The sequence below is a fragment of the Campylobacter coli LMG 9860 genome (genome assembly GCF_000254135.1).
GTDB lineage: Bacteria > Campylobacterota > Campylobacteria > Campylobacterales > Campylobacteraceae > Campylobacter_D > Campylobacter_D coli.
On sequence record NZ_AINS01000108.1, the window covers coordinates 1 to 10000 of the forward strand.

Annotated in this window: 18 protein-coding genes and 1 pseudogene; 7 read left to right on the forward strand and 12 right to left on the reverse strand. The window is 28.6% G+C overall.

The genetic code is table 11. The features are described 5' to 3' along the window. Nucleotides 1–93 precede the first annotated feature (93 nt). From CCO88_RS09305 to CCO88_RS09350, 10 genes are read right to left on the reverse strand one after another with little or no spacing between them, the layout of a single operon-like run. Entirely contained in the window at nucleotides 94–474 is a 381-nt protein-coding gene (locus tag CCO88_RS09305; protein WP_002840474.1) for a hypothetical protein, read from the reverse strand. Nucleotides 475–484: 10 nt separating this feature from the next. Beyond that, the gene (locus CCO88_RS09310) at nucleotides 485–1132 is read right to left on the reverse strand and encodes a hypothetical protein (protein ID WP_002791793.1); all 648 of its coding nucleotides are present in this window, start codon (nucleotides 1130–1132) and stop codon (nucleotides 485–487) included. Then, a complete protein-coding gene (locus CCO88_RS09315; RefSeq protein WP_000931940.1) occupies nucleotides 1122–1325 on the reverse strand; it encodes a hypothetical protein in 204 nt (67 codons plus the stop codon). Before CCO88_RS09315 ends, CCO88_RS09310 begins: the two co-directional genes overlap by 11 nt. Further along, nucleotides 1318–2856 (reverse strand): portal protein, encoded by a 1539-nt coding sequence (locus CCO88_RS09320; RefSeq protein WP_002840476.1) that lies wholly within the window; start codon nucleotides 2854–2856, stop codon nucleotides 1318–1320. Before CCO88_RS09320 ends, CCO88_RS09315 begins: the two co-directional genes overlap by 8 nt. Further along, nucleotides 2837–3109: a hypothetical protein gene (locus tag CCO88_RS09325; RefSeq protein WP_002781524.1), complete on the reverse strand. Its 273-nt coding sequence runs from the start codon at nucleotides 3107–3109 to the stop codon at nucleotides 2837–2839. Before CCO88_RS09325 ends, CCO88_RS09320 begins: the two co-directional genes overlap by 20 nt. Then, nucleotides 3099–4391 (reverse strand): terminase large subunit domain-containing protein, encoded by a 1293-nt coding sequence (locus CCO88_RS09330; protein ID WP_002840479.1) that lies wholly within the window; start codon nucleotides 4389–4391, stop codon nucleotides 3099–3101. The genes CCO88_RS09325 and CCO88_RS09330 overlap by 11 nt, the downstream gene beginning before the upstream one ends. Then, nucleotides 4388–4774 (reverse strand): terminase small subunit, encoded by a 387-nt coding sequence (locus CCO88_RS09335; RefSeq protein ID WP_002825868.1) that lies wholly within the window; start codon nucleotides 4772–4774, stop codon nucleotides 4388–4390. The genes CCO88_RS09330 and CCO88_RS09335 overlap by 4 nt, the downstream gene beginning before the upstream one ends. Beyond that, the gene (locus tag CCO88_RS09340; RefSeq protein WP_002810222.1) at nucleotides 4774–5154 is read right to left on the reverse strand and encodes a RusA family crossover junction endodeoxyribonuclease; all 381 of its coding nucleotides are present in this window, start codon (nucleotides 5152–5154) and stop codon (nucleotides 4774–4776) included. Before CCO88_RS09340 ends, CCO88_RS09335 begins: the two co-directional genes overlap by 1 nt. A 17-nt stretch (nucleotides 5155–5171) precedes the next feature. Then, nucleotides 5172–5819 (reverse strand): hypothetical protein, encoded by a 648-nt coding sequence (locus CCO88_RS09345; RefSeq protein WP_002785574.1) that lies wholly within the window; start codon nucleotides 5817–5819, stop codon nucleotides 5172–5174. A 10-nt stretch (nucleotides 5820–5829) separates the two neighbouring features. Continuing rightward, nucleotides 5830–6831, reverse strand: a complete 1002-nt coding sequence (locus CCO88_RS09350; RefSeq protein ID WP_002785581.1) for a hypothetical protein — start codon at nucleotides 6829–6831, stop codon at nucleotides 5830–5832. A gap of 42 nt (nucleotides 6832–6873) precedes the next feature. Here CCO88_RS09350 and CCO88_RS10245 point away from each other — a divergent pair, with 42 nt between their 5' ends. Both CCO88_RS10245 and CCO88_RS10515 read left to right on the forward strand, forming a co-directional pair. Beyond that, on the forward strand, nucleotides 6874–7239 hold the full coding sequence (locus CCO88_RS10245; protein WP_002784008.1) for a hypothetical protein: 366 nt from the start codon (nucleotides 6874–6876) through the stop codon (nucleotides 7237–7239). A gap of 136 nt (nucleotides 7240–7375) precedes the next feature. After that, a complete protein-coding gene (locus CCO88_RS10515) occupies nucleotides 7376–7546 on the forward strand; it encodes a hypothetical protein (RefSeq protein ID WP_002840482.1) in 171 nt (56 codons plus the stop codon). Here the strand turns inward: CCO88_RS10515 and CCO88_RS09360 are convergent. Both CCO88_RS09360 and CCO88_RS09365 read right to left on the reverse strand, forming a co-directional pair. Continuing rightward, on the reverse strand, nucleotides 7526–7714 hold the full coding sequence (locus CCO88_RS09360) for a hypothetical protein (RefSeq protein WP_002784000.1): 189 nt from the start codon (nucleotides 7712–7714) through the stop codon (nucleotides 7526–7528). The genes CCO88_RS10515 and CCO88_RS09360 overlap by 21 nt on opposite strands. Further along, the gene (locus tag CCO88_RS09365) at nucleotides 7711–7929 is read right to left on the reverse strand and encodes a hypothetical protein (RefSeq protein ID WP_002826741.1); all 219 of its coding nucleotides are present in this window, start codon (nucleotides 7927–7929) and stop codon (nucleotides 7711–7713) included. The genes CCO88_RS09360 and CCO88_RS09365 overlap by 4 nt, the downstream gene beginning before the upstream one ends. A 111-nt stretch (nucleotides 7930–8040) precedes the next feature. Here CCO88_RS09365 and CCO88_RS09370 point away from each other — a divergent pair, with 111 nt between their 5' ends. The 5 genes and pseudogenes from CCO88_RS09370 to CCO88_RS11005 form a co-directional block, all read left to right on the forward strand. Next, a complete protein-coding gene (locus tag CCO88_RS09370) occupies nucleotides 8041–8775 on the forward strand; it encodes a S24 family peptidase (protein WP_002840483.1) in 735 nt (244 codons plus the stop codon). A 102-nt stretch (nucleotides 8776–8877) separates the two neighbouring features. Continuing rightward, entirely contained in the window at nucleotides 8878–9054 is a 177-nt protein-coding gene (locus CCO88_RS10745; RefSeq protein ID WP_002819537.1) for a hypothetical protein, read from the forward strand. 41 nt (nucleotides 9055–9095) lie between these two features. Next, nucleotides 9096–9623: a type II toxin-antitoxin system antitoxin SocA domain-containing protein gene (locus CCO88_RS09375; RefSeq protein WP_170876579.1), complete on the forward strand. Its 528-nt coding sequence runs from the start codon at nucleotides 9096–9098 to the stop codon at nucleotides 9621–9623. Beyond that, complete coding sequence (locus tag CCO88_RS09380) at nucleotides 9605–9922, forward strand: hypothetical protein (RefSeq protein WP_002819545.1); 318 nt, start codon at nucleotides 9605–9607, stop codon at nucleotides 9920–9922. Before CCO88_RS09375 ends, CCO88_RS09380 begins: the two co-directional genes overlap by 19 nt. Beyond that, nucleotides 9915–10000 (forward strand): annotated as a pseudogene (locus CCO88_RS11005) (DNA/RNA non-specific endonuclease); the annotation flags it as partial. The gene CCO88_RS09380 and the pseudogene CCO88_RS11005, both read left to right, overlap by 8 nt.

A 10000-nucleotide genomic window follows, 5' to 3' on the forward strand; every position in this document is an offset into this window, starting at 1 on the left:
TGTATAATTATAGTCAAGGCTTATTAATACTTGATTTCCCCTTTTTTAAGGGGAGCTATAATTTCCCTTTGGCTTCCTTAAATCCAAATCTATTTAATTACTCCAAACATTTTGAAGTTTATTTTCCATATTCTTTCTTCTGTTTAACTCTTCATTGGCTAGATACTTATTGAAGTTATAAGCATCTTTTTGTAACTCATAATTCTTTTGTGCCATCTTTTGCTGATTGTAAGCACCATATAAAGCACCCCCAGCGCCTAAAACATTTCCCAATCTATCAAAATTAGTTATTTTGTTTGCATCAGAACTTTTAAATAACCAATCTCCAAAATTACTAAAAGAATTTTTTAATCCATTTAAAAAACCACCACTGCTACTTGCTAAATTTGGAGTAAAATTGCTTGTTTTCATCAAAGTATCTGCAAAGCTAGAGCCTAGTCCTGTACCACCTTTTAAAGCTGTTATAAAATCCATGATTTCTCCTTTATACTAAACTTAATAATTCTTTGCCTAGATCTATCTCGCTAACTTCGCCTTTTTTTAACTTATCGTTAAAATCACTAGTTCTTACATTATTATTTGCACTTGATAAATCTTCAGCTTTTTTGGCATTATTTGATTTTCCGACCAAATTAAGCAAGGTTTTCCAGCTGTCAATATTACCTTCGCCTAAACCATTTAATTTTGTTGCAAGTTCTGCCATAGCCTTTAAATCCGCATCAGGATAGGCTTTTCTTAACTCGCTTTCTACTTGTGCGTATTTAGCGATTAGTGCATCTTGCTCTTCTTTGTCTTTTTGCTTTTTATCAAGCTCTTCAAGCCTTTTTAATTTCTCATCAAGTCCATCAAGTCCTAATTCTTTTAAATACTGCTCTCTTTGTAATTCTTGTTCGCTTGGCTCTTTTTTTGGATTTTTTAAAGCTTCAAGCTCACTCATTAAAGCATTTAATTTGTTGTCATTTTCACTTTTATAAGCTTCAAACATCGCCTTATAATCAGGCTCGTTCTCATTAGCAACCTGCATAGGTTCATTATCTTCTACTTGCGTAGGTTCATCGCCATTATTAGCAACTTGTCCTTTATCATCATCTGTTATGACATTTATTAAATCTTTTAAAGCATCATTTTCCATCTTCTTCATCCTTTATTTTATTGATTATTATGTCTAAAAAAGCCATAGTATCTAAAGCTTTTAACCTTAACTCTTTCTCATCATTATTTTTTGCTATATAAAAACATTCACTATATTTTGCTTTGATAAAATCTATTAATTTCTTTCCTCCTTTGGTTTTAGATATATCACTTTTTATTTCAATATTAAGCATTAGTTTCTCCTTGCATTTGCGGATTAATATCTTCATTATTTTCAAAAGCAAATAAACTATTTACATTCTTTACACCTAAAATTGGTAATAATTCTTTAGTAAGTTCTTTACTAGCATTTATAATCCCATAAGCAGAATTTGCATCGCCTATGCTCATATACATTTGATATAATTGTGAAAAAACTTGCATACTAGCTTGAATTCCTGCACGTCTAATTTCTTTATTCATGGCTCCTGTGCCTGTTTGGATTTTAAATCTAAAACTAGGTATATCCTCTCTTTGAAAACCATTAAAAAAACTATCTTCTCCATACTTAAAAACAAGCATTGCAAACCTATCAAATAAAGGCTCTATAAAGGTTTCGTTATACTGTCTTATGTAGTCAGCACTTCTTCTTCCACCTTCTTGTGCTTTTATGCTTATTTCTGTTGCTGTTTCATTTTGTGCAGTTTGAGCTCCATTGTTTTGTGGACTAATTCCTGTTACTTCTGTGAGTTCACTTTCTAATAATTGCAAATTTATTCCAGAACTATTTATATTTGGAGGAGGCAGTATTTGAATTCCTTTGGGGTCATCTGTATATATAGGCTTTCCTAGGGTTTCTATATCTTCTCTGCTTACTCCCATTGATTTTGGCATCATTATTTTTGGCATAATATGAGTTCTTACAGCATCGATTAAAAGATTTCTAGTTATATTAATTTCATCTTGCAAAGGCATAGCAGAAGCCATTATAGGCTCGCCATAAGCACTTATATAGTTTTCATTATCTATCTTTTTAAGTTGTGGTAGCATTGAACCCCAGATAAAAGGCTGTCCATCTTGCAAAGTAACTTCATTTCTAAGTAAATTATTTTCAAATAAGGTAGAAACCACCCACTCATCATCGTTTTTTCTTTCATAAATATCATAAAGCTTCACTTTTTTATATTCATCATCTTCATCAAAAAGCTTTTCAATTTCTATTTTTTTATAAAACCCTAGCTTTTGTCTTTCATGGATTTGATTATAAGTTAGATAAATTTCATTGACTATATAGCCTATATCTTCGCTATTTAGTGCATTTGGGTCAAAGAATATACTATCAATATCTACTCTTTCAATGCGTGGCATTCCTTTATGCCAAGTAAGCTTGGCTATACTTGTTCCCACAAGTAAAACATCTAAGAAAAGCGGTTGAAAAATCTTAAACATATTGATTTTACCGCTATAAAAATCTATGGCATTCTGCCATAGCTCTATAATCGTATCATCGCTATTAATGTAAGTTTCAATATCTGCCATTCTTTCGCTATTAAAATAAACTTCGTTTAGGCTAGTGATTAGGTATTTTACCTTAGAGTTTATTTTTGGTATGTAGATACTTGATTTATTTCTTTTTCTCAATTTTTGCATTACCTTATTTTCAAGCAAATAAGCATCTTGCAACTCTTTAAAGTGTGGTTTGTAATTTTCATATCCACTTTTACTTTCTCTAATGAGTTGTGTTAAAAACGATACTCTCTCATCATTAGTTCTTTTTGTTTTCATTCATAATTCTCCATATTGTTGTTTTGCTTAAATTTGTTATTTTTAAAATATCTTTTTCATTCACTCCTTTTTCAAATAAAAACTCCGCAAATTCTCTTTTAAATTTCTTTTTAGAAATATTATTAAATCCTGATACAAGCTCTAAAAATTCATTTGCAAGACTTGACTTTATAGCCTCATCGCTTAAATTTGAAAGCTTTTTTATTTTGTTTACATCAATTGCATCATAGATCATTAAAAACTCACCAGCCATCATAGCTCCAATCTTCATTAGTATTGTTTCTGCTGTATAGTTTTTCAAAAAAAGTTAGAGCCACCGCATCGCTAACATCAGGACTTTTGCCATAGTTCTTTTTTAATTGTTCTTTTGAAACTATCTTTAACAACCCTTTATCGCTATACTCATATTCAATCATTCTCATATCTTTTTTTAATTCTTCATCTTTAACAAGCTCCATGTGTTTTAAGTTTTTAGCAAATGTAAAATACATCTGCGCTCTTTTATTTAAGTATTCATTGCTAGTTGCAGAATTTGCAGAATTTGCCTCAAATACGGGCAAGCCATAATTTAACAAGACATCATACACGCCAACGCCAAGACCGCAAGTATCTATGAAAATACCTTTTGGTTTGTCTTCGCTTTGGTTATATTCAGCTAATATTTTATTTGCTAACTCCATGGTTCCAAGTTGTGAGTATTTTTTAATCTCATCAATTACAAAACCTTTTCTTTTTGCTAAAACACTTTTATCATCTCCATATCTTGCTACATCAAGCCCCCAAATATTCTCACCTTGCATTTTTTCAATACTAAAAGAGTTCTTGCTCATCGCATTTTCAATTTCAGTTAATGCAAAAAGCTCCGCACCCCCGCTATCTATAAACTCGCCATAAATTTCTTGTTTGACTACTTCGCTATCTTCGCCACCCACTTCTTCAATTAATTCTTTAATTTGCTCTTCTTTTAAAAATGGATTATCATAACTTGAGAATTGAAAATGTTTCCAATTTTTATCGCTGAGTTCTTTTCTGCAAAGTTCATAAAATAGATTTTTTCCTTTAGGAACTCCACCGATAATCGCTCTTGATTTAGGATTATCAAGCAACATAGGGCGTATGGCGTTATACCAAAGATATTCTCCTTTGCTGCCTTTTAAAATAATTCCTGCTTCGTTTAAAATAACAAGGTCATATCCAAAACCTTCGATATTTTCACTTCTTTCAGCACTTCTCATATGAAGTACCGCTCCATTAATGATTAATTTCTTATCTTGTACACTCCAAGAATAAAAATCTTTTGGCAAGTTTTTTAACTCAGGTGTAAAATATAACTCGTAATAATTTTGTAAATTTGCTTGTATGGTATCTACCCATAATACATTTTGTCCTAAAAGCAAGTTTTCTATGACAAACTTAGCGCTTCCCCTTGTAAAACCAAGTCTTCTGCCCTTTGCTACAGTTATAAAGCGTGGATTTTTATCATCAAAAACTTTAAGTTGTGCAGGAGTGTAAGAAAAGTCAAGCTTTAATTTCATTTGATTTCACTTCTTATAATTTCTATTTTTTGAACATTATCGCTGACTACTTCTTGTTTATCCACATATCCATGTTGATTTTTTAGCAAGAACATACTAACGCTAGGAGTATAAGTACCGATTAAGGAATGGTTTAAAATATCCATTTCACACCTTTGTTTTGCATTTGCTACTATTTCTCCAAAATCTTTATCTTTTTCCCACTCATTTAAAGTTTGCATTGAAATCCCTAAATGCACAGCTAATCCCACTTTTGTTTTAGGTGCAAAAATAACACTTTCTTTAGTTTCTTTTAAAACAGTTTTTTCGCTAAAGTAGTTTTCTATCTTTGATACAAGCTCTTCTTTTGTCATACTTTTGCCATTTGTCATCATTCTAGCCATCAAGCCACCCCTTCTTTAAAATTAAATTCTTTGATTTCTAAGTCTAAAAAAGATTTTTTAAAACTAATAATCTCATAATCGCCTTTTAAAACATTCTTATCGTTTTCAAATAACGCATCTAACACGCATTTTACGATATTGTCTCCATCGCCATGCCTTTTGCTGTTAAATCCTATTTTTAAAGAAAACTCATATTTCTTTTGCTTATCAAAGGCTTGAAAACAGCTAATATTATTTTGTCTTCTAAACTCCATTTGCAAGAGTTTTTTAAAATCTAAATATTTAAGATAATCTTTACATGCAAATTTAGATCTTTGCGTGGTTCTTTTATAAGGAACTGGGTTGCTTTTTAAATCAATTTTTAAAAAATACTTTTCCATTTCAGGCTTTCTTAAAATTAGCTTATTTTTTTAAAAGCTTTTTTGCTTTTTATAAAAATTTCAAACCTATCTTTGTTTTCATTAAAAAGTTTTGTTTCTTCAATCTTTTCGATTTCTCTTTTTTCTTCTAGGCTTAAAACTTTCTCTATTTTTTTAACCGACAAAGGAATATTCAAATTTTTTCCTATTCTGTCTTGATTTTTGAAAATAAATTCAAGTAGAGCTTCTTTAAATTCATTATTTTCTAATGGTTCGCCATTTTTATAGGAGATTTGCTTAAAAGCATTTACGCAAACTAAGATATCAATTGATTTTTGGTTAATTTTAATCTTTTTACCATTTCCGCAGCTAGCAAAATACGAATATTCAAAATCTCCTTCATGTAGTCTAAAGCAAGCTTGGTTTTTATATTTATTGCAAAGCCATTCTAAAAATATTTCTTTATCTTCAAAGCGTTTTTTAAATTCAATCTCTGCTTTTTTACAAACCATTCTTAATTTCTCATAGGTTGTCCCTACGATATTCTCTCTTTCTAAAGTTTCGAAATAAAAATCTAAAAAAGAATGAATATCTTTTGCATTTTTTAAATATCTACCTACAATATCAGTTGCCTGAGCCTTATTAATTTCCAATAAGTCCATTAAAATTTGTATTTTTTCTTGCATTTTTTACTCCTTAAAAGCATCCTAAGAGCTTGTCTTTGTTCTCATCTTTCATCCCGTAATACTCCATCAAGCTATCAACCACACTTGGATTGGCTTCTTTTTTTCTACCAAAACGCTGATTTTTTCTTAGCTCGTTTTCTTTAGCGTATTTAAGCCATGTATAAAGACTTCCTGCCACACTTGACATTCTTTTTCCATTTCTTTTCCACTCTCTAGCATCCCAATAGCCTATAAAATCATTAGCCAACTCTTCACCAAAGTTTGTATTATTTTTCTCATTAAAAGCCATTATTTGCCCCATAAGCTCATTAGCATTTGGGACTTTAAATTCTTTTTTTGCCATTTTTTCACATTCCTTTTCATCAAGTTTTAAAAAGCTCACTACAAAAGAGGCGTTTTGATTAAAAACGCGTTCTTTCTTTTCTTGATTATTTTTTAAATTTTCTAAATTCTCTTTTTTTATAAATTTATTATTATTAATATTTATATTATTTATAAATTTATTATCGCGTGCGTGCGTGCGTGTTTCTATATATAGGGAATTTTGATTTTTTTCGTTTTCAGTGGTTAATTTTCTGTCGATTGATGAAGCATTATTTTTAAGAGTTTTGCTTAGCTTTTCATCACTGTTTTTAAGCAAAGATAAAGATTTGTTAAAATGCTTTTTGACTTGATAATTTTCATCTTTTAAAATCCACTCATAAAAATTTAAAGATCCATTTCTAACCTTTTTAATTTCTAAAAGCCTAAGCTCGATTAATTCTTTTTTTGCAATTCTTAATCTATTTAAACTCATTCTTTGATTATTTTTAACTTTTATAAACTCTCTTAGATAGATTTCACTTACAATCGTTTTTTCACTAAGCTTTGCTAATTGAATATACAATGCCAGAGCATCAACACTAAGTCCTCCATAAGCTATAGTGTTTGATAATTTCAAATAGCCTTTTCTCTCTCTCAATCTTTTTCGCCCGATAGCCACATCAAAACTTGCTATAAAACTTGGTATCAACAACTCTCCTTTATGTTATAATTTAAATTAAAAAGGTTTTTTATGTTTAATTCTTTCTTATCCGAAATGCTAAAAACCGCCACTTTAGAAAATTTAGTATATTTTTTGATAGGTGTTTTATTTGGTTTAAGTATCCGTCCTTTGTTTCTATATTTGACTAAAAAACAAAAACTAAAAAGAGTTTGTATTAAAGATATGAAGCTAGAAAACGATTTGACAAAAAGACTATATCCTAACTTAGGATATAAATTAGTTACAAAAAAAACTCCTTTTGAAATGGTTTTTAAAAAAGATAAATTTAAATACATTATTTGTCCTTACTACCGTGATAAAAAATGCGTTTTAGATAATGATAAATGCAAGATATTAAAATCCCAGCCGAAATACCAGCCACTAGAAACAGTCTAAAATGCAACATCATCAAAGTAAAAATAAATAATCCTATAATCTCAATCAATCTCTCAAGCATTTCATTCCTTAATCCGTTTTAAAAAGTCCTTTGCTATAATTTTTTTGCACCCAATCAAGAAAAGGACTTATCAAAATGGATGACAAAGATTTAAACTTGTTAAAAAACATCCCTTATCTTATGGAAAAAATCGAAGAGTTAGAAAACAGGATAAAACAGCTAGAACAAGCTGCACAACCTAAATCATACCCTACCCACCCAAAATCCAAATTACTTAGGAGAAATCTAAGTCTTATCAAGGCTTAGAATATCCTTTTTACCTAGTTCTCTATAGTATTTTTCAAATTTTAAAAAATGAGCAATCCTATCCGTAATAAGCTCATTAATACTATTAAATCCGCCATCATTTGCCACACTTTGTAAAAGTTCAAAATACTCATCAGGCATCTTAACCTTTAGCTCAATCATTTTCATTCTCTATCCTTTCGCTTTCTCCCACGCTTAGGTATGTTTATAAGATTGCTACGAACATCCACCCAAAATTCATGAGGTATTCCATAGAGTTTTTTAAACTCTATTTGTTTTTTAAAGCTTGGGCGTGATTTATTTGTTCTAATCTTTTTAACACTAATAACCGTATAATGATTACTCAATATTTTTGTAAAATCAAAAAAATCTATTTTTTTCATAACGAAAGTATAAAATAAAGAAACTTAATAAATATTTAATTATGTTTCTAATTATGGAACATTATTTGCTTGAAAAAAGTGTATAATTTTTATACTAAAAAAGGAGAGAATATGGGAAGAAATGGAGATATATTCGATTTTCATTTTGATACTGAAAAATTTAAATTTTATTTAAAAAATAGAGATAAAAAAGTTACATATCAAGATTTGATGGAAATTTTATATAAAAATGGCATAGAAAGCTCAGAAGCAACAATAAAAAAATGGTTGATGTCTAAAGAAGATAATAAAACAAAACCTAAACCACAATATATAAAAATTTTATGTAATGCATTGGATATTCCTTTCAACGAAGTGATATTGCAAGATGTTTTTAGAAATGATAATCAAATAAATTTCAGATATTTTCCAGATATTTATGCAAGTGCAGGACTTGGAACATCATCTCAAAGCGAAGAAGCAAAAATTGTTTCCGTTGATGAAAATTTTCTAAAAGAAATTTTAGATATACCTATAAAGAAGAGTTATGATATTATAAAAATTAATGGCGATAGCATGGAACCTATTTTATCTAATGGAGATTTTATTATTGTGGATAGAAGCAAAAATTCACTTGAGACTATTTCAAATGCAGATATTGTTATTTTTAAAAAAAATGATGATTTATTTTGCAAAAAAATTAAAAAAGAACCTTTTGAAGATTATATTTTTTTAGTTTCTGAAAATAAAAAATACGAGGATAAAAAAGTAGATAATAGCGAATTCGAACAATGCGAGATCTTAGGTGCTGTAGTATCAAAAATGGCGATTGAAACCTTTAAAAATTTTATAGAAGTGGTGGGATGAATTTTAAGCAATGGTTTTATTTTTATTTAAAGTTTTTATTTAACAAAGTGCAGTATAATATAAAATATTTTAGGTTTGTTTAATTATAGAGAAAGAAAACTTATGACAAAAATACAATCATTTTGGAATGGTTTTTACGGTAAGCAAATTAAGATGAAATTATCAAATTATGGAAAATTTCTAATAAGCTTAAAGATGCACAAGCCACAGAAAGAAAAGTTATTTCAGAAAAAAGATAAAAAGAATTTAGTTGTTTTAGCAAATAAATTAGTATCATAAAGATTATATTAATTTCCAAAAAAGGATATATAATGAGGAAAATGGATGCAGCATCGGAAAAAAGATTAATTGAAGCCGTATCTTATCTTAAAAAGATAAGCAAAGACGCATTAATGGCAAGGCTTTATCAAAAAATATTATTTTTATTAGAGTTGAAATATTATCAACAACATTCAAGACCGTTTATCGGTATAAATTTTAAAAGTTATAAATTTGGACCTTTTAGTCTTGATGTAGCAAAAGCTTTAGATGACCCTAAACCAAATTCAGAATGCTCAAACGAAGTTAAAGAAAAAATAGATGAAATATTAAAAGAATATAATCTTAATAGATTTGACCAAAAAACAATGGGAAAATCATTTAAAAAAATGATTGATTATATTCACTCTTTAGTGTTTTATAATCTAACTCCATTCGATTGTGATTTTAACTTTGATAATTATTCTTTTGAAGATTTATTTGAGAGAATTAACTCAAAGCTAGATGGTAAAAAATTAGAAGATGAGAAGTATAAATTTGCTTTAATTAACCAAAAAGCTAAGGAATACGAATGCCTATTCCAAATTTAGCTATTAATATAATAAGATTTTTAGTATCAACCTATAAATTAAAAAACGAAACATATGCTTATAGTGAATTTGGAAAATATATTAGAGTAACATTTTCAAAATTAAATGAAAAAAGTGATGTAAAAGAAATTTTAGATTTAATACGCAATTTCGATGAAAAGAAATTAGTGGAATTTTATGATTTATTAGTTTGCGCAACAAAAAATTTTAAAGATTTCTTAGCAGAATTTAAAGCCAAATTATTTTGTTTTATATGTGAAGAAATGAGAATTGAAATAAAATCCCTTATAAATAAATGAAAAACTCATAATCTTATCATTATTAGCTATTTTAGCTTTAGCTGATTACACACAATACAAACCAAGTGAAGATTTTGC

What these genes read in the sequence shown, in the direction of transcription:
- CCO88_RS09305 (WP_002840474.1), bottom strand. Translation starts at nt 474, where the DNA reads ATGGATTTTATAACAGCTTTAAAAGGTGGTACAGGACTAGGCTCTAGC.
- CCO88_RS09310 (WP_002791793.1), bottom strand. Translation starts at nt 1,132, where the DNA reads ATGGAAAATGATGCTTTAAAAGATTTAATAAATGTCATAACAGATGAT.
- CCO88_RS09315 (WP_000931940.1), bottom strand. Translation starts at nt 1,325, where the DNA reads ATGCTTAATATTGAAATAAAAAGTGATATATCTAAAACCAAAGGAGGA.
- CCO88_RS09320 (WP_002840476.1), bottom strand. Translation starts at nt 2,856, where the DNA reads ATGAAAACAAAAAGAACTAATGATGAGAGAGTATCGTTTTTAACACAA.
- CCO88_RS09325 (WP_002781524.1), bottom strand. Translation starts at nt 3,109, where the DNA reads ATGGCTGGTGAGTTTTTAATGATCTATGATGCAATTGATGTAAACAAA.
- CCO88_RS09330 (WP_002840479.1), bottom strand. Translation starts at nt 4,391, where the DNA reads ATGAAATTAAAGCTTGACTTTTCTTACACTCCTGCACAACTTAAAGTT.
- CCO88_RS09335 (WP_002825868.1), bottom strand. Translation starts at nt 4,774, where the DNA reads ATGGCTAGAATGATGACAAATGGCAAAAGTATGACAAAAGAAGAGCTT.
- CCO88_RS09340 (WP_002810222.1), bottom strand. Translation starts at nt 5,154, where the DNA reads ATGGAAAAGTATTTTTTAAAAATTGATTTAAAAAGCAACCCAGTTCCT.
- CCO88_RS09345 (WP_002785574.1), bottom strand. Translation starts at nt 5,819, where the DNA reads ATGCAAGAAAAAATACAAATTTTAATGGACTTATTGGAAATTAATAAG.
- CCO88_RS10245 (WP_002784008.1), top strand. Translation starts at nt 6,874, where the DNA reads ATGTTTAATTCTTTCTTATCCGAAATGCTAAAAACCGCCACTTTAGAA.
- CCO88_RS10515 (WP_002840482.1), top strand. Translation starts at nt 7,376, where the DNA reads ATGGATGACAAAGATTTAAACTTGTTAAAAAACATCCCTTATCTTATG.
- CCO88_RS09360 (WP_002784000.1), bottom strand. Translation starts at nt 7,714, where the DNA reads ATGAAAATGATTGAGCTAAAGGTTAAGATGCCTGATGAGTATTTTGAA.
- CCO88_RS09365 (WP_002826741.1), bottom strand. Translation starts at nt 7,929, where the DNA reads ATGAAAAAAATAGATTTTTTTGATTTTACAAAAATATTGAGTAATCAT.
- CCO88_RS09370 (WP_002840483.1), top strand. Translation starts at nt 8,041, where the DNA reads ATGGGAAGAAATGGAGATATATTCGATTTTCATTTTGATACTGAAAAA.
- CCO88_RS10745 (WP_002819537.1), top strand. Translation starts at nt 8,878, where the DNA reads ATGACAAAAATACAATCATTTTGGAATGGTTTTTACGGTAAGCAAATT.
- CCO88_RS09375 (WP_170876579.1), top strand. Translation starts at nt 9,096, where the DNA reads ATGGATGCAGCATCGGAAAAAAGATTAATTGAAGCCGTATCTTATCTT.
- CCO88_RS09380 (WP_002819545.1), top strand. Translation starts at nt 9,605, where the DNA reads ATGCCTATTCCAAATTTAGCTATTAATATAATAAGATTTTTAGTATCA.